This is a genomic window from Rhodoferax sp. XS2R6 (assembly GCF_056521365.1).
This window is the reverse complement of record NZ_JBWMAY010000006.1, coordinates 36,058-53,072: the sequence shown is the minus strand read 5'-3', so window position 1 is coordinate 53,072 and position 17,015 is coordinate 36,058. Positions and strand designations below refer to the sequence as shown.

Annotated in this window: 11 protein-coding genes; 7 read left to right on the top strand and 4 right to left on the bottom strand. The window is 64.6% G+C overall.

The genetic code is table 11. The features are described from left to right. Positions 1-15: 15 nt before the first annotated feature. A complete protein-coding gene (locus tag AC097A_RS17445) occupies positions 16-1,806 on the top strand; it encodes a methyl-accepting chemotaxis protein (protein WP_479621823.1) in 1,791 nt (596 codons plus the stop codon). Positions 1,807-1,881: 75 nt separating this feature from the next. Here the strand turns inward: AC097A_RS17445 and tgt are convergent, their stop codons facing one another. After that, positions 1,882-3,093, bottom strand: a complete 1,212-nt coding sequence (gene tgt / locus AC097A_RS17440; RefSeq protein ID WP_315496304.1) for a tRNA guanosine(34) transglycosylase Tgt — start codon at positions 3,091-3,093, stop codon at positions 1,882-1,884. Between the two features lie 70 nt (positions 3,094-3,163). Between tgt and AC097A_RS17435 the strand changes: the two genes are divergently transcribed. Further along, positions 3,164-3,952 carry a hypothetical protein gene (locus tag AC097A_RS17435; RefSeq protein ID WP_479621822.1) on the top strand — a complete coding sequence of 263 codons (789 nt, stop codon included), beginning with the start codon at positions 3,164-3,166 and terminating at the stop codon, positions 3,950-3,952. A gap of 25 nt (positions 3,953-3,977) precedes the next feature. Here AC097A_RS17435 and AC097A_RS17430 read toward each other — a convergent pair whose 3' ends face one another. Then, on the bottom strand, positions 3,978-4,946 hold the full coding sequence (locus AC097A_RS17430; RefSeq protein ID WP_479621821.1) for a GGDEF domain-containing protein: 969 nt from the start codon (positions 4,944-4,946) through the stop codon (positions 3,978-3,980). Between the two features lie 368 nt (positions 4,947-5,314). Between AC097A_RS17430 and AC097A_RS17425 the strand changes: the two genes are divergently transcribed. Then, complete coding sequence (locus tag AC097A_RS17425; protein ID WP_479621820.1) at positions 5,315-7,531, top strand: esterase-like activity of phytase family protein; 2,217 nt, start codon at positions 5,315-5,317, stop codon at positions 7,529-7,531. A gap of 21 nt (positions 7,532-7,552) precedes the next feature. Here AC097A_RS17425 and queA read toward each other — a convergent pair whose 3' ends face one another. After that, positions 7,553-8,644, bottom strand: coding sequence for a tRNA preQ1(34) S-adenosylmethionine ribosyltransferase-isomerase QueA (gene queA / locus AC097A_RS17420; RefSeq protein WP_479621819.1), 1,092 nt, complete (start codon positions 8,642-8,644; stop codon positions 7,553-7,555). Positions 8,645-8,702: 58 nt separating this feature from the next. On the opposite strand from queA, the gene recG reads away from it, so the two are divergent. Beyond that, on the top strand, positions 8,703-10,931 hold the full coding sequence (recG, locus tag AC097A_RS17415) for an ATP-dependent DNA helicase RecG (protein ID WP_479621818.1): 2,229 nt from the start codon (positions 8,703-8,705) through the stop codon (positions 10,929-10,931). A 41-nt stretch (positions 10,932-10,972) separates the two neighbouring features. Here recG and AC097A_RS17410 read toward each other — a convergent pair whose 3' ends face one another. Continuing rightward, complete coding sequence (locus tag AC097A_RS17410; protein ID WP_479621817.1) at positions 10,973-13,060, bottom strand: hypothetical protein; 2,088 nt, start codon at positions 13,058-13,060, stop codon at positions 10,973-10,975. Positions 13,061-13,179: 119 nt separating this feature from the next. Here AC097A_RS17410 and AC097A_RS17405 point away from each other — a divergent pair, with 119 nt between their 5' ends. The 3 genes from AC097A_RS17405 (at position 13,180) to AC097A_RS17395 (ending at position 16,968) form a co-directional block, all read left to right on the top strand. After that, the gene (locus AC097A_RS17405) at positions 13,180-15,126 is read left to right on the top strand and encodes a sensor histidine kinase (RefSeq protein WP_479621816.1); all 1,947 of its coding nucleotides are present in this window, start codon (positions 13,180-13,182) and stop codon (positions 15,124-15,126) included. Continuing rightward, a complete protein-coding gene (locus tag AC097A_RS17400) occupies positions 15,123-15,800 on the top strand; it encodes a response regulator (protein WP_105261593.1) in 678 nt (225 codons plus the stop codon). The genes AC097A_RS17405 and AC097A_RS17400 overlap by 4 nt, the downstream gene beginning before the upstream one ends. A gap of 175 nt (positions 15,801-15,975) precedes the next feature. Continuing rightward, positions 15,976-16,968 (top strand): hypothetical protein, encoded by a 993-nt coding sequence (locus AC097A_RS17395; RefSeq protein WP_479621815.1) that lies wholly within the window; start codon positions 15,976-15,978, stop codon positions 16,966-16,968. Positions 16,969-17,015 lie beyond the last annotated feature (47 nt).

The window sequence follows — 17,015 nt, the reverse complement described above, 5'->3', positions numbered from 1 at the left end:
CCTTGGGAGACGTTCATGAAGTTTAGTCAGATGCCAGTGGCCGTGCGCCTGGCGTGGGCCTTTGGCCTTGTGCTGGTGGCCATGTTGTTGTCCGCTGTATTTACGCTCAATAGGTTGTCCGCTATCCAGAGCGAGCTGGAGGACATGCAGCTGGACAACAACGTGAAGATTCGGCTGGCAACCGAGATGTCCAACTCCGTGCACGTGGTGTCGCGTGTGGTGCGCAGCGTGATGCTGCTCTCGGACCCCGCAGCCAAGAGTACCGAGACCGCGAAGATCAAGAACGCGCGCGAGCAATATGACAAGTCGTGGGACGATTTGCAAAAGATGCCGGCGAGTGATGAGGGCAAACGGCTGCGTGCTGCGATTTCGGATGCCGCCCAGAAAGCCAGGCCTCTTAATACGCAGGTCCTTGCCATGTCAGACGAAGGCAAGACCGCCGAGGCGATTGAACTGCTGTTCAAGTCGGCCAACCCGGCCAACACCCAATGGCAAGTGGCGTTGGAAGAAAACATGGCGCTGCAGCAAGCGAACAACCGCAGCCAGTTTGAAGAGGCCCAAGCCAATTACACGGCCGCGCGCAATACCTTGATTGCTGTCAATGTGGTGTGTGTGTTGCTGGCCGTGTTCCTTGGCTGGCGGGTGACCCACTCCATCACGTCGCAGTTGGGCACCGAGCCCAATGTGGCCGCCAAGTTGGCAGAGAGTGTGGCCCATGGAGATTTGAGTATTCATATTGACCTCAAGCCCGGCGACACCAACAGCATGATGGCCCAGCTGATGCACATGCGTGACAGCCTGGTGAAGGTGGTGTCGACCGTGCGGCGTGGCTCCGAGTCGGTGGCCAATGCGAGTTCGGAGATTGCGCAGGGCAATAACGACCTCTCGGCCCGCACCGAACAACAGGCCAGCGCGCTGGAAGAAACCGCCGCCAGCATGGAAGAGCTGAACGCGGCCGTGAAACAGAATGCCGACAACGCGCGCGAGGCCAATCAGTTGGCTGTGAATGCGTCCACTGTGGCAGTACAAGGGGGCGAAGTGGTGGGCCAAGTGGTCGAGACCATGAAAGAGATCAACGACTCCAGCCGCAAGATCAGCGACATCATCAGCGTCATCGACGGCATCGCCTTCCAGACCAACATCCTCGCGCTGAACGCGGCGGTGGAAGCCGCACGTGCCGGCGAGCAAGGCCGCGGTTTTGCGGTGGTAGCCAGCGAAGTGCGCAGTCTGGCTGGGCGCAGTGCCGAAGCGGCCAAGGAGATCAAAACCCTCATCAGCGCCAGCGTGGAGCGTGTGGAGCAAGGCACGGCGCTGGTCGACAAAGCCGGAGTCACCATGACCGAAGTGGTGAACAGCATCCGCCGCGTGACGGACATCATGGGCGAGATCAGCGCCGCCAGCAGCGAGCAAAGTGCCGGTGTTTCGCAGGTGGGTGAGGCCATTACCCAGATGGACCAGGTCACGCAGCAAAACGCGGCACTGGTGGAAGAAATGGCGGCGGCGGCCAGCAGCCTCAAAAGCCAGGCGGGCGATCTGGTGCAAACGGTGGCTGTGTTCAAGCTGTCTGCCGCCGACCAGGGCGCCAGCCATGCACCACAGGCACCTGCCAGAAAACCCTCCTCGCCGGCCGCTTCATCGGTGCTGGCTTTTAAGCCAGCACCTGTACGCAGTGCCGCCAAACTCACCAGTGCACCCAAACCCTCCCCCAAGCCTGCGGCCAAACCGCCTGTACTGGCCGTGGCCGCACCCAAGGTCAGCACCAAGGTCACACCCGCCGGGGGCGATGAGGATTGGGAGACTTTTTAAGCCAAATATGGCTCTAGCCCTTATGGGTGCTGCGCAAGCAGCTCCTGAATTAGGAGCGTTTTTAACCCCGGGTGGTTAAACGCCGCGCGCGCGGTCGGTGTGGAACTGTTGGATGAAGGCGCCAAAGCGGCCCGCATCCAGCGCGTCGCGCACCTCCTGCATCAGGTTCAGGTAGTAGTGCAGGTTGTGCACGCTGGCCAGCATGGGGCCCAGCATCTCGCCGCAGCGGTCCAGGTGGTGCAGGTAAGCGCGGCTGAAGCCTTCGCGTCCGCCGTCCGCCCAAGCAACACCGCCGGTGCCGGCGCAGGCGTAGCAGGTGCAGGTCACGTCCAGCGGCTGCTCGTCGCTCTTGTGGCGGGCGTTTCGAATCTTCAGGTCACCATAACGGCTGAACAGCGTGCCGTTGCGCGCATTGCGCGTGGGCATCACGCAGTCAAACATGTCGATGCCGTTTTGCACACCGGCGATCAGGTCTTCCGGGGTGCCCACCCCCATCAGGTAATGGGGCTTGTGCTTGGGCAGCTTGGGGCCGATGTGCTTGAGCACGCGCATCATGTCTTCCTTGGGCTCACCCACGCTCAGGCCGCCCACGGCGATGCCGGGAAAATCCAGCGCTTCCAGGCCTGCCAGTGATTCGTCGCGCAGGTGTTCAAACATGCCGCCCTGCACGATGCCGAACAGTGCGTTGGGGTTGTTCAACCGTGCGAACTCGTCCTGGCAGCGCTTGGCCCAGCGCAGCGAGAGCTCCATCGAGCTGCGCGCTTCGCGCTCGGTCGTGATCTGGCCCTTGGTTTTGGTCTCTACCGACAAATACGGTGTGCACTCATCAAACTGCATCACGATGTCGGAGTTCAGCGTGGTCTGGATCTGCATGCTGATCTCGGGTGTCAGGAACAGCTTGTCGCCGTTCACGGGCGACGCGAACTTCACGCCTTCTTCCGAAATCTTGCGCATCTCGCCCAGGCTCCACACCTGAAAACCGCCAGAGTCGGTCAGGATGGGTTTGTCCCACTTCTCAAACTGGTGCAGGCCGCCAAACTTCTCCACCACGTCCAGCCCGGGGCGCATCCACAGGTGGAAGGTGTTGCCCAGAATGATCTGGGCGTTCATGTCTTTCAGGCTTTGCGGCATCACACCCTTGACGGTGCCGTAGGTGCCCACGGGCATAAAAATGGGGGTTTCGACCACGCCGTGGTTCAGAGTGAGGCGGCCGCGGCGCGCGTGGCTGCCCAAGTAGGCGCCATCGTCCGTGGCGGGGTCGTTGTTCAAAAGTTCAAATTTCAGCATGGGCCCTATTGTCCGTGAAGCCCTGGGCCCAAGCCAAGGGCGTGAATAATGGCAAACAAAGGAAAACACCATGCGTTGGACCCAATCAATCGCCGTCAAAAGCTTTGCCGTGGCTTTTGTGGCCACCCACATTCCCCTGCTGACCCTGGTGGCTGTGGTCACGCTGCGGCCAGACTGGTTGACGCCCCTGGGCGTGTTGCTGGCGGCCCTGGTGGCTACCTTGTTGGCCACTGCGCTGGTGATTTACGTCTTGTGGCGCATGTTTGCGCCCTTGCGTGACGCCGCCGATGGCCTGGACGGGTTTATGGCCAAGGGTGAGGCTTTGCGTTTGGCACCTGGTTCCGGTGACGAGGTGGGGCGGCTGGTGCGCGTCCTGACCCAGGCGCTGGCGCACTGGGACCGCAGCCGGGCGGCTCTGCTGCATTCGGGCGGGCAGGTTTTGCAGCGCCGCTCCGCCCTGGCGCAAGACATGGGCGGCGAACGTCTGCACACCCTGGTGCTGCTCGAAGTGGACCAGTGGACTGCGCTGGATGCCGAGGGCGACCTGGAGCGTATGGAGCAGGTGCAAACCACCTTGCTGGAGCGCCTGGCCGGAGGCACCGAGAACGGTGAACTGGTGCTGCCCTGGGGGCGCGGGCGCTTTCTGCTGGCCGTGGCCACGCGGCAGGCGGACACCTATGCGCGGGCGACGGCGCTGTGCCAGCCTTTTGTGGTGGAGGGAGATGCCCAGCCCTTCCATTGCAGCGCGGTGCTGGAAACCCGCTCGGGTACGGCCATCGGCTGGTCCAGCGCGCTGCAGCGGCTGGAGCAAAAGCTATACACGTTGCGCCAGCAGGGCGGGGATATGCAGGTGGCTTAAACCGCCGAGGGCGACGCTGCTTGGTTCAGGCCTGCACCACGCGGTTGCGGCCCTTGGCCTTGGCGGTGTAGCAGGCCGAATCAATGCGGCTGAAGCTGGCCTGCGGCGTCAGGTCCAGGTCCCAGCGCATGCAGTCCACCCCAATGCTGGCCGTCACCGGGATGTGGTGTGCGTCCCACTGTACCGGAGTACCCGCCAGGGTGCGGCACAAGGTTTGTGCCAGTTGCATGGCCTCTTCGGCGCTGGTGTCGGGCAGTAACACGGCAAACTCTTCACCCCCGATGCGGGCCACCATGTCGCTGGAGCGTTTGAACCGCTCACCCATCAGTTGTGCCACATGCCGCAGGGCGGTGTCACCGGCCAGGTGGCCATAGGTGTCGTTGATGCGTTTGAAGTGGTCCAGGTCCACCACCATCAGGGCCAGCTTGCCTTGCTGGCGCGCCGCCAGCCGCCAGTGCGCGCGAAAGGTGCTGTCGTACTCGCGCCGGTTGGCCAGGCCCGTGAGTGCGTCCAGGCGCGAGAGGCGCTCCACCTCGCTGCGGCTGGTAAGCAGGGCGTGTTCCATGGCCATTTGGGTGTCGTACTCCCCCGCACGGCGCCGGATGTGGGTGAGCTGGTACACAAAGTACCCCGCCAGTACGGTACACACCGGCCACAGGGCGGGGATGGCCAGCGCAAAGTACAGCAGCGCCGGTACCTGCAACAGCACCACCACCCACAGGGCCTGGCGCCGGTTCAGGGCATAGGTTTCACAGGCGGCCGAGCTAAAGGCAATGGTGGACACGGCGGCCACCAGAAAAGCGGTGCTCGGACCCTGTTCCAGGTGGCCCACGGCCAGGAAGAACAGGCACCACACCAGGCAGCCTGCGTCCACCAGCATCCAGTGGCGCCACCACCAGCGGTCGGCGGCCGGCGTGTCCTGCAGGTCTGGCGGCGGGGTGTGCACCCGGCGCAGGTACCAGAGCCCGCCGTACAGCGCAAAGGCCAGGGCCATGGCCCCGCCGTGTTGTGGGAGGTAGCCGCCCACCCAGGCCGTGATGGCCAGGGCGATGCCGTAAAAAATGGTGCCCGGCAGCGCGCGCTGGTACAGGTCTGCGGCAGCGCGTTGGCGGCGGTATTGCGCCAGGGTGGGGGCGCCTGTTGCATGAGGTCTTGGAGTTCCGCCATGGCATCACCTTAGCGGAAAACGTGGCGTTTTCGGGTGGCAATCCCTCGGTAGAAACCCATGCTTGCACGGCCGGGGCAGTCTCGCCTGGTCATGGGCGTGTCACAACCTTGTCATACCCGGGCACTACCGTCGCCGCTGGCGCAAACCACAGCCACCCCGTTTGACTTCGTTGTTTTCCTTGAATGAGAGCTTCCATGCCGTCTTTCTCCCCGATCGTGTCCGCCTTGGCCTTGCTGGCCTGTGCGGGCGTTGCCGCCCAAGCCCCGGCCGCTGGCCCCTACTTCAACCGTGTGGCCACCTTTGAGGCGCAGCGCAATGTGCCCGCCGGGCGCAATGTGAGCAAAAAGTCGGTGGCAGAAATTGTGGCGGTCAGTGCCGACGGCATGACACTGGCCTACACCGATGGCGAACAAATGGGCATTGGCCTGATTGACATCCGCAACCCGGCCCAGCCCAAGCCTGCCGGATTTCTGCCTGTGGAAGGCGAGCCCACCTCGGTGACCATTGCCCATGGCAAAGTACTGGCCGCCGTCAATTCCACCAAAGACTTCACCCAGCCCGCCGGGCACTTGGCGGTGTTTGACCTGGCCAGCCGCAAGGCACTGGGCACCTGCCCGCTGTTCGGCCAGCCGGACTCCATTGCCCTGGACAAAGGCGCGCGCCACGCCGTCATCGTGATGGAAAATGAGCGCGACGAAAAACTCAACAAAGGCGCCATCCCGCAGCTGCCCGGTGGCAATCTGACCATCATTCCCCTGAACGCGGCCGGCATGCCCGACTGCATCCGTTCCTACCCCGTGGCCTTGAATGGCTTGGCCGACATCGCCCCGGACGACGCAGAACCCGAGTTGGTCAAGGTCAACGCCAAGGGCATTGCCGTGGTGACCCTGCAGGAGAACAACCACATCGTTCTGATCGACGTGGCCAAGCGCCAGGTGATCAAGCATTTCTCGGCCGGCACCGTGGACCTGAAAGACATTGACCGCAAGCGTGACGGCATCATCAACCCCAGTGAATCGGCCCAAGGCCTGCTGCGCGAACCCGACGCCGTGGCATGGTTGGACAACACCCGTTTTGTGACCGCCAACGAGGGTGACTACCAAGGTGGCTCACGCAGCATTTCCATCTTCAACACCGATGGCAACGTGGAGTGGGACAGCGGGAACTTCCTGGACCACGAGGCCATGCGCCTGGGCCACTACCCCGAGGGCCGTTCGGCCGCCAAAGGCAATGAGCCTGAGGGTGTGGAGGTCGGCGTGTTTGGCAAAGACACCTTGATCTTCGTCGGCTCAGAACGCTCCTCGCTGGTCACCGTCTGGCGCGACCGGGGCGCAGGCCAGGCGCCTGAGCACCTGCAATCGCTGCCCGCTGGCAGCGGCCCCGAAGGGCTGACCGCCATTCCCCAGCGCGGCTTGCTGGTGGTGGCCAGCGAAAACGATGGCGCCGCCCGCTCCAGCGTCATGATTTATCAGCGAGGTGCTGCCGTTCCTGCGTACCCCACGCTCATGTCCAGCGACTCACCCGCTGGCCCGCCCATCCCCTGGGGCGCGATTTCTGGCACCGCAGCCGACCGCACACAGGCCGGGCGCCTGTTTGCTGTCACCGACAGCGTGTATGCCACCACCCGCATTCTGCAGCTCGACACCAACTTCACGCCTGCCTTGATCACGAATGCGATGACGGTGAGCAGAGACGGCAAACCTGTGGGCTACGACGGCGAAGGCATTGCCCAGCGCGTCGATGGTGGTTTCTGGTTGGCCTCGGAAGGCGATCCAGACAAGAAACCAGCGCCCCTGCGCAACCTGCTGCTGCGCTTGAACGCCAAGGCCGAAGTACAAGAGGAAATTGAGCTGCCCGAGGCGTTGGCACGCCACGTCACCCGTTTTGGCTTTGAGGGGGTGACCAGCACTGGCACCGGCGACCAAGAAGTGGTGTGGCTGGCCGTGCAGCGCGAGTGGAAAGATGACCCCAAGGGTTTCACCAAAATCTTGCGCTACACCCCGGCCACCAAAACCTGGGGCGTGTTCCATTACCCGCTGGAGGCCACCAAAGCCGAGGGCGGCTGGGTGGGCCTGTCGGAAATTACCGCGGTGGGTCAAGACACCTTTGTGGTGGTCGAGCGTGACAACCAGTTTGGCGACCAGGCGCTTAAAACTTTGCACACCTTCTCGGTGGCGGGGCTGACAGCTGCCGCACCCGGCGATACCAAGGTGCCGGTGGTAACCAAACGCCTGCTGCGCAACCTGGTGCCCGACCTGCAAAAGCCCCACGGTTATGTGTTGGACAAGGTCGAGAGTTTTGCGCTGGACCGTGCCGGTCAGGCCTTCGCCATCACCGACAACGACGGAGTGGACGGCTCCAACGGCGAGACGCAGTTGCTGCGCCTCGGTGTGTTGCCTGGCCTGCGCTGATCAGCGCCGGAGCGTGGCGGCTTATCGTCGCTTCAGCAGCATGGCATCGCCATAACTGAAGAAGCGGTAACCGCGGGCGATGGCCTCGCGGTACAGGCCCATCACCTGCTCGTAGCCGGTGAACGCGCTCACCAGCATCATCAGGCTGCTCTTGGGCAGGTGGAAGTTGGTCACCAGCACATCGACCAACTTGAACTGAAAACCGGGCGTGATGAAGATGGTGGTGTCGCCACTGGCAATACCGGTTTGGGCCCAGCTCTCCAGCGTGCGCACGCTGGTCGTGCCCACGGCCACGATGCGTCCGCCGCGTGCCTTGCAGGCGGCAATCGCCGCCTGGGTTTCGGGCGGCACGTTGTACCACTCGCTGTGCATTTGGTGGTCTGCCAAATTTTCGGTTTTGACGGGCTGGAAGGTGCCTGCGCCCACATGCAGTGTCACATGCGCCCGCTCCACGCCCATCGCGTCCAGTTGCGCAAACACACCGTCGTCAAAGTGCAGGGCGGCCGTCGGGGCCGCTACGGCGCCGGGATTTTTCGCAAACACCGTTTGGTAGCGCTGCACATCTTCGGGTGAGTCGCTGTGGGTGATGTAGGGGGGCAGCGGTACATGGCCGTGGCGCTCCATCAGGGTGTAGGGGTCGTCGCCCTTGTCGTTGCTCAGCACAAAGCGGTAGATGGGCCCATCCACATTCGGCCAGCGGCCCAGCAGGGTGGCGCAGAGGCCGTCTTCCTGGCCTTCCGCGCACACCATCTTGATCGTGGCACCCACCTCGGGCTTTTTGCTCACGCGCATGTGGGCCGCCACCTGGTTGCCACCCAGCACCCGTTCGATCAGCAGCTCCACCTTGCCGCCAGTGGCTTTCTCGCCAAACAGGCGGGCGTTGATGACCTTGGTGTCATTGAAGACCATAAGGTCGCCGGCACGCAACAGGCCAGGCAGGTCTTTGAAGCTGCGGTCTACCGAGGTGGCGCCTGTACCGTCCAGCAGGCGGGAGCCCGAGCGTTCGGCGGCCGGGTGCTGGGCAATCAGGGCTTCGGGGAGTTCGAAATCAAAGTCGCTCAGGGCGAAGGCACGGTCCGTACCGGGAAACGTGACGGGAGTGGGAGCTTGCATGGTGCTTGAGGGCCGGACGGGCCCGTTCCAAGGGAAAAAGACAGGGCAGAATTGTCCCATGCCCAAGAAACCTGCCCCCCGCACCGATGACGCCGCCAAGGAAGGCACGGCGAGCGGGGCGGGCGACACAAAATCCCTCGCGCAAAAAGCGCTGGAGAAATTGGGCCTGAAGCGCGACATCGACCTGGCACTGCACCTGCCGCTGCGTTACGAGGACGAGACCCGCATCGTCCAACTGACCGAGGTGCGCGAGGGCCAGCAGGCGCAGATCGAGGCCGTGGTCACGCACCAGGAGGTGACGTTTCGCCCGCGCCGCCAACTGGTGGTGACGGTGGACGATGGCTCAGACACCTGCACGCTGCGGTTTTTCAGCTTCTATGGTTCGCAGCAAAAAGCGCTGGCCGTGGGCAACCGCATCCGGGTACGCGGCGAGGTCAAGGGCGGCTTTTTGGGCCGCACCATGCTGCACCCCAGCTTCCGTGCCGCCGGAGGCAGCCTGCCCACGGCGCTCACGCCGATCTACCCCACAGTGGCGGGCCTACCCCAGCCCTACCTGCGCAAGGCGGTGCTCTCGGGCCTGGCGCGCTCCGATTTGTCCGACACCTTTGCGCCCGGCGATCTGGAGGTGTTGAGGCACGGAATTGGCCACCAGCCCTTATGGACACTGCGCGACGCGCTATCGTTTTTGCACCACCCCACGCCCGATGTGTCGCTGGACACGCTGATGGACCACAGCCACCCGGCCTGGCAGCGCCTGAAGGCCGAGGAGCTGCTGGCCCAGCAGATCAGCCAGCTGCAAAGCCGGCGCGAGCGGGCTGCGCTCAAGGCGCCGCAGCTCCAGGCGGTGGAAGGCGGCACCCTGCATGCGCGGCTGCTGGCCGCCTTGCCGTTTGGCCTGACGAATGCCCAAGCGCGTGTGGGCGCCGAGATTGCCAAGGACATGGCGCGCCCCATCCCCATGCACCGCCTTTTGCAGGGTGATGTGGGCGCGGGCAAGACCGTGGTGGCTGCGCTGGCCGCCGCCATTTGTATGGACGCCGGATGGCAGTGCGCACTGATGGCGCCCACCGAAATTTTGGCCGAGCAGCACTTTCGCAAGCTGCTGGGCTGGCTGGAGCCGCTGGGCATTACCACCGCCTGGCTCACCGGCACCCAAAAGACCAAGGAGCGCCGCGCCATGTTGGCGCTCATCGAGAGCGGCGAGGCCCAGCTGGTGGTGGGCACGCACGCCATCATCCAGGACAAGGTCAAGTTCAAGAATTTGGCGCTGGCCATCATCGACGAGCAGCACCGCTTTGGCGTGGCGCAACGCCTGGCGCTGCGCAACAAGCTGCAGCACGGCGCCGCCGCCGGGCCGCCCCAAGGCGATGCAGCCCCCTCGGGGGGCAGCGACCCGCGCAGCGGCGGAGCGTGGGGGCTAGTGCCTATGGAGCCGCACATGCTGATGATGACGGCCACGCCCATCCCGCGCACGCTGGCCATGAGCTACTACGCCGACCTGGACGTGTCCACCTTAGACGAGCTGCCGCCGGGGCGTACGCCCATCGTCACCAAGGTGGTGAACGACCACCGGCGCGATGAGGTGATCGAACGCATACGCGGTCAAATCGCGGAAGGGCGGCAGGTCTACTGGGTGTGTCCGTTGATTGAAGAGAGCGAGGCGCTGGACCTGACCAACGCCACGCAAACCCATGCCGACCTGGCCGAGGCGCTGCAGGGCGCCACGCGTGCCGACGGCCAGCCCGTGCTCATCGGCCTGCTGCATTCGCGTATGCATGTGGACGACAAAAAGGCCGTGATGGGTGCGTTCACCGCCGGGCTGATGTCGGTGCTGGTCAGCACCACGGTGATTGAGGTGGGGGTGGACGTGCCCAATGCCTCGTTGATGGTCATCGAACATGCCGAGCGCTTTGGCCTGAGCCAGCTGCACCAGCTGCGCGGCCGCGTGGGGCGCGGTGCGGCGGCCTCTGCCTGCGTGCTGCTGTACTCCACGGGCGATGCGCCAAGGCTGGGGGAGGCCGCGCGCGAACGCCTGCGCGCCATGGCCGAGACCAACGACGGCTTTGAGATCGCACGGCGCGACCTGGAGATTCGGGGGCCTGGGGAGTTTTTGGGCGCCCGCCAGAGCGGCGAGGCCATGCTGCGTTTTGCCGACCTGGCCACCGATACCGCGCTGCTGGAATGGGCGCGGGCCGAGGCACCCATGCTGCTGGACCGCTACCCGCACCTGGCCCACAAACATGTGGCGCGCTGGTTGGGCGGCAAGGCGGAGTACCTCAAGGCCTGAAGTGGCCTAAGGCACCCGCCCTGCGCGGTGTGTGTGTAGGCTTAGATGCCCTTGCAGGCGTCCAGGGCCATCAACCGTTTGTAGCTGAGGTCGGACGCTTGGTTGGCCGTTGCACTTTTGTTGAAAAAGCTCCAAACCTTGGCCGCCATGTTGTCGCCGGTGCCGGTCGTCTTGGTGAGCTCCCGCTTGGCGAGTTTGAGGGTGACCTTGCCCGCCATCTGGCAGACCTGAGCGGTGCTGACGCCGCCGCCGGAGTTCGATACCAACTGTCCCAGCACACCGTCTTTTTCTGCCGCAATCAGGCAGGTGGTCATCTTGATGCTGTCTTCCACCATGCTCTTGATAGCACCGCAGGCCAGGGGCGCTTGCACCATGAACATCGGGGGCGCTGTGAGGACAAAGCTGGCGGCGCATTCCTTGGTGATCGCTTGCTCGGATGAACGCTTGAGTACCTGGCCCATGCCTTTGACGTCCGACACCAGACTCACCATCTCTTCGGGAATCTGGCAGTAGAAGCCGGATCGGAACTCCGTGGCACAGGCGTTGACCTGGCCGGTGATGGCGCTGGTTTGGCTGTCATTGATGACCTTCGCCATTTCGGACAGGCCCATCGAGAGCGGATCGGGGAAGAACTTGGCGTACGAGCTGCAGTTGTTGCGCATCATGTCAATCACCATCGTGGCGAATGCGGCGGTCTGGTTGGCCACATCCACCGTGGTGCTGGCCACGGTGTTGGCCGCCATCACGGTGCCGCTGGCAATGGTGTTGGCCAGTTGGGTGGTTCCGCCTGCGACCGTATTGGCTGCGCTGGTGACGCCGCCGGCGGTGGCGTTGGCTGCAATGACCGCCGCATTGGCCACCGTGTTGGCCGCCATCACGGTACCGTTGGCCACGGTGTTGGCGGCATTGGTGATCCACTGGCCGGGGGATTGGCGGGGGTTCTTGTAGTAGCCCACATTCCAGTTGGCGTCGCCCTTGCGGGTGGCCGGGTTCTTGCCGGGGTACATGACGAGATTGCCGTCGTCCTGCAGGATCAGGTAGAAGTCGCCGTTGCGCGGGCCTGAAGGGCAGACGACGCCGCCCTTGTTGTCGGCGGGGCCGGTGCCGGCATAGGTGCAGAGGTTGCCGTCACCCTGAAAGATGGTGAAGAACTGGCCGGCGGGGGCAGAGACGTTGCGGCTGCACCAGTTCAGGCCGGGGTAGGTCGGGTCCTGCGGACTTCCCACCTTGTAGACACAGAAGTTTGCGTCGCCCTGCTGGACGGCGATGTAGGCCCGCGAGGCGGATTTCAGGTACTGATCGGTGGAAAGCCAGTCTCCCTTGCGCAAATACTGGCGGCCGTGGCCCGAGCTGGGGGGGCCTGCTTCAAACGCGTTCTCTACCCCGGCCATGGCAAAGCGGCCTTCACCGCGGCCGGTCGTTTGGTAGTGCTGCACCAGCGCCAGCGCGTTCAGGCGAAACGCATTGCGCAAGTCGGAGTAGCGATTGGCGTAGAACTCCGGGTCCACGCCCAAGGCCAGGGCTTCGCCGTAAGCCTTGCGGCTGGGCAGTCGGCCTTCTTTGCTGCCGTATTCCCGCCAATGCCGTGTCAGGGCACCGAAGTTGGTGCCGAAGGCTTTGGCGAGGTCGGGGTAGTACTGGCGGTAGAAATCGGGGTCAAAACCGACAGGCATGTCAAAGGGTGTGCCCAGCGGCGTGGTGTCGCGGGTCTCTTTGTAGCCCTGGGTGATGTAGTAGTTCAGCACCGCCTCGTAGCTGCGGATGTTGCGGTCCCACAGGATGTCGGGGTTGCGGGCCTGGTAGGCCGGCAGGCTGAAGACAAAGCTGCTCTGGCGGCCTTCCTTGATGCCGTAGCTCAGCCAATGTTGCTTGGCGGCTTCCAGGTTGTTGGCGCCAAAGGCCTTCAGCAGGTCGGGGTACTTGTTCAGGTAGAACGCGGGGTCCAGCACCATGAGGCGCTGGTCCTGCAAGGCGGCCCGTGCGGTTTCGGGCGTCTGCGGGCTCCAGATGCTGGGCTGGTTTTGGGCCTGCACCGCGCTGGTACACACGGCCAGGGCGGCCAGTGCGAGCAGGGGCTTGAGCAGGGTTTGGCGCCGTAGCAGCGCGGTCAGGTTAGAGGTCCACAACACAATCTTCTCCTTGAAAGGGATACGTGCAGGATTGTCGGAAGACCGGGCGGCGGTGTATGTCCCCTGTATGTGCTACATACTCGCGTCCTTCTGCCTTTTTGCTTTGGTACAACCCCCGCATGCCCGCACTGTTCCGCTCGCTCGCACGCCTTCCTGGTCTGGCCCGGGTGGGGTGGGCCGTCGCTGCGCTGGCCCTGGTTTGGCTGGTTTGGGGCCTGGAGCGCGACGCGACACGGGACGCCGGTGCCATCCAGCTCACCGCGGCCGAGGTGCTGCAGCTGTCCGACGACACCCCTGCGCCGGTGATGGTGGACAGCCGCACCCTGCCGGGCCACTGGCAGCCTGTCACGCTGCCGTTTGGCCAGACCTCGGACCTGCTGCGCCAGGCCGGCCTGGCCCAGACCCATGCCACGCGCACCACTTGGTACCGTCTGCCGGTGGCCGACTTTGCGCCCGGCACTGCACCCCTCATGCTCTACACCGCGCGCACCAAGGCCTATGGGCCCATGGCCGTGTATGTGGATGGTGTGCGCTTGCACCAGTGGCAGCTGGACGGGGCCCTGTGGTACTGGGCGCCGCAGCTGATTGCGGTGGACGCGGGCCCGCGCCTCGCGCAGCCGCGCGAGGTGCTGGTGCGCATGCAGCACGACGCGGGCAGCTACACGGCGCTGGCCTCGGTGTGGCTGGGCCCGAGTGCGGCGCTGAAGTGGCGGTTTGAGGCGCGCCAATGGCTGCAGCTGCACACCCCGGCCATGAGCGGCGGCGCGTTTCTGGCGGTGGGGTTTTTTGCCTTCTTCATTTGGGTGCGGGGCAAGCGGGTCTCGGGCTACGGCCTGTTTGCGCTGCTGGCCGCGCTGTCGTTTGTGCGGGCCCTGCACTTTTATGTGGATGTGCAGGTGGCCGACGACTGGTTTGCCTGGCTCACGGTCAACGCGCTGTTCTGGCTCATCACCGCCGTACACTTTTTGCAGATGCTGCTGCATGGCCAGCGCCAGGCCTGGCTCACACGCACCCTGCTGCTGCTCAGCGCGGTCGTGGCCTTCGCCACGCTGCCGGGTGTGGGGCAGTTGCCCAACTCGCCCCTCATCACACCACTGATCTACCCCTTTGCCATGCTGGCGGGGCTGGTGGTGTCGGGCGTGGGCATCCGCCTGTCGTGGCGGCGCTCGCTGGACGGCATGCTGCTGTCGCTGGGCGTGGCGGTGAGTACGCTGTTTGGTCTCAACGACTGGGCCATCCAGAGCAACTTTCTGGACCCCGAGAGCTGGTACCTGGGGCCTTACGCCAACTTGCTGAACTTCGTGGTCTTTTGTTACCTGATGCACCGCCACTACATGAATGCACTGCTGCAGGTGGAGCGATCCAACCAGGAGCTGGCAGTGAAGCTGCGCGCGCGTGAGGACGAGCTGGCCGAGAGTTATGGCCGCCTGCGCCAGGTGGAGCACAAGCAAACCGTGGCGCACGAGCGCCAGCGCCTGATGCAGGACATGCACGACGGGCTGGGCTCCTCGCTGCACAGCGCGCTGCGGGCGATTGAGCGCGGCCAGGTCACCGAGGAAGCGGTGGCCGACATCCTGCGCGGGTGTATTGACGACCTGCACCTCACCATCGACTCCATGGAGCCGGTGGATGCCGACCTGCTGCTCTTGCTGGCCACGCTGCGTTACCGCCTGGGGCCACGCCTGCAGACGGCGGGTATTGCCCTGCAATGGGGCGTGGTGGACCTGCCACCGCTGGGCTGGCTGGACCCGCGGCGGGCGCTGCATGTGCTGCGCATCTTGCAAGAGACGCTGACCAACACCTTCAAACACACCGATGCCACCGAGGTGCATGTGTCCACCGGGCAGGAGGCGGGCGGTGTGTTTGTGCGCATTGCCGACAACGGCCCCGGTTTTGACCCCGAACAAGCCCTGCGCAGCGGCGGTAAGGGCCTGGCCAACCAGCGCCGCCGTGCGGATGCCATTGGCGGGCAGGTGCGCTGGAGCAGCACGCCCCAGGGGGCAGTGACAACGCTGTGGCTGCCACTGCAGTCGCCGTTTGCGGAATCGCGGCCCGCACCACTATGAGCGCCGCCCTCCAACCGATCCGGGTGGCGATTGTGGAAGACGATATGGACTTCCTGCAGGCGCTGATGCAGACCGTGCAGGAAGAGCCGGACCTGCAGCTGGCCGGTACGGCCAGCACGCAGGCAGCCGGGCTGGCGCTGCTGCAGGGCCCGGCGGCCGACATCCTCATCGTCGACCTGGGCCTGCCCGATGGCTCGGGCATTGACGTGATTCGCGCGGCGGCCACGCAGTGGCCCGACTGCGGCACCATGGTCAGCACCACCTTTGGCGACGAGGCCCATGTAATTCGCTCCATCGAAGCCGGTGCCGCGGGCTACCTGCTCAAACACCGGGAGCCGGCGCGCTTGGCGGCCGAAATTCGCAGCCTGCACAGTGGTGGCAGCCCCATCAGCCCGCTGATTGCGCGCCATGTGTTGACCCGCTTCTGGAAGGCCAAGCCTGCGGTGCCCGAGGAGCGCAGCGAGGACAGCGAGGGCAAGACCAGCCTGTCGGCGCGCGAGCAGCAGGTGCTGGAGCTGATCACCAAGGGTTTCACGGCCGACGAGATCGCGCAGCTGATGCACATCTCGCGTTACACGGTGCTCACGTTTGTGCGCCGCATCTACAAAAAACTCAATGTCAGCTCCAAGGCCGAGGCGATTTACGAGGCCCACGCCCAGGGCTTGTTGCGCTGACCGGGGCCACGGGCCTGTTGCAGTGGCTGTTTTGTGGTCAAAATGGGGTCTGGCCCTCGTGGAATATGCGCAAGCAGCTCCTGAATTAATAGCAAAATATCGTTGTGAAGAAAGCCCCGGCATGCCCATCACCCCTTGTTCCACTGCGCTGCGGCGCCCTGCCTGAGCCCCACCCATGAGCGAACCCTGGCTGTGGATTGTGGGTCTGCTGACCCCGGTGGTGCTGGCGATACTGGGCTTTTATGCCTATGTGGAGTACCAGGCCCGTGTGCTGAAAACCCGCTCCGGCCCCATCCCCGGCGGCCTGCGTTTTGAGGCCCATGGCTGGAGCGTGGAGGTGCAGCGCAGCGCGCAGCAGCTGAAGGTGCAGACCCGGCAGGGCCACTACACCCGCGAGCCGGTGGCGGGCGGTGGCGCACAGGAGCAGCAGGGGCCGCTCACCGCCACGCTGCCTGCCGCGGGCCTGCAAATCGAGGTGACACGCAGCGTGCAGGCCCAGCCCGGCCAACCCGCCAAGCCCACTGGGCAGTGCAGCGTGGTGTTCCGGGCGTCGGACGAGACTGCGTTTGCCGCGGCCGAGAAACCGGGGGGCGAGCGCCACCTGCTGCGCCTGGAGCTGGTGCCCGAGCCGGTGGCGGCCAATTTTCACCAGTTTGCCGGGCAGATCCGCATGTGGGTGGACAAGCTGGACTACAACCTGGCCCAGCAAGTGCAGCTGCGCCAGCAGCGCGTGGAGGCTGAGGCCGCGGCCCTGGCCCGTGCGGAAGCCCGCGCCAAGAAAGCGGCCGAGCAGCCGGTGGCGCAAGACCTGGAGCCTGCAGCCCAGATTGCCCATTGGCGGCAGGTGGCCGGCTTCAGCGGCACCAGCGAGGTGGGCTACGCAGAAAACGGCAAGATCGACTGGTTCATTGACCTGGACCCGCGTGGGAACATCACCCTGCACGCCGACCGGCGCACCATCCACACCACCTTGCTGGGCGCCACCGTCTCCACACTGGCGGGCGAGCTGGAGGTGGGGGTGCGTGACGACTACTGGTCTGAGGCCGAGCCGGAGCTCAAGAGTTTTCGCCTCTTCAAAGGTGCGCACTCGGATGTGCGCCGTGCCTGGAAGGAGCGCCTGGAAATCCTCTGCGACAAGCTGCGCAGTGGCGAGATTTCGCCGCGCTGAGGCGGCGGCCAGGGGCGGGTATAGTGGCCCGCTTTTCTCTCAGGGTG

Coding starts and splice junctions, on each gene's coding strand:
- AC097A_RS17425 (WP_479621820.1), top strand. CDS start 5,315: ATGCCGTCTTTCTCCCCGATCGTGTCCGCCTTGGCCTTGCTGGCCTGT.
- AC097A_RS17435 (WP_479621822.1), top strand. CDS start 3,164: ATGCGTTGGACCCAATCAATCGCCGTCAAAAGCTTTGCCGTGGCTTTT.
- queA (WP_479621819.1), bottom strand. CDS start 8,644: ATGCAAGCTCCCACTCCCGTCACGTTTCCCGGTACGGACCGTGCCTTC.
- AC097A_RS17405 (WP_479621816.1), top strand. CDS start 13,180: ATGCCCGCACTGTTCCGCTCGCTCGCACGCCTTCCTGGTCTGGCCCGG.
- recG (WP_479621818.1), top strand. CDS start 8,703: ATGCCCAAGAAACCTGCCCCCCGCACCGATGACGCCGCCAAGGAAGGC.
- tgt (WP_315496304.1), bottom strand. CDS start 3,093: ATGCTGAAATTTGAACTTTTGAACAACGACCCCGCCACGGACGATGGC.
- AC097A_RS17395 (WP_479621815.1), top strand. CDS start 15,976: ATGAGCGAACCCTGGCTGTGGATTGTGGGTCTGCTGACCCCGGTGGTG.
- AC097A_RS17400 (WP_105261593.1), top strand. CDS start 15,123: ATGAGCGCCGCCCTCCAACCGATCCGGGTGGCGATTGTGGAAGACGAT.
- AC097A_RS17430 (WP_479621821.1), bottom strand. CDS start 4,946: ATGGCCCTGGCCTTTGCGCTGTACGGCGGGCTCTGGTACCTGCGCCGG.
- AC097A_RS17445 (WP_479621823.1), top strand. CDS start 16: ATGAAGTTTAGTCAGATGCCAGTGGCCGTGCGCCTGGCGTGGGCCTTT.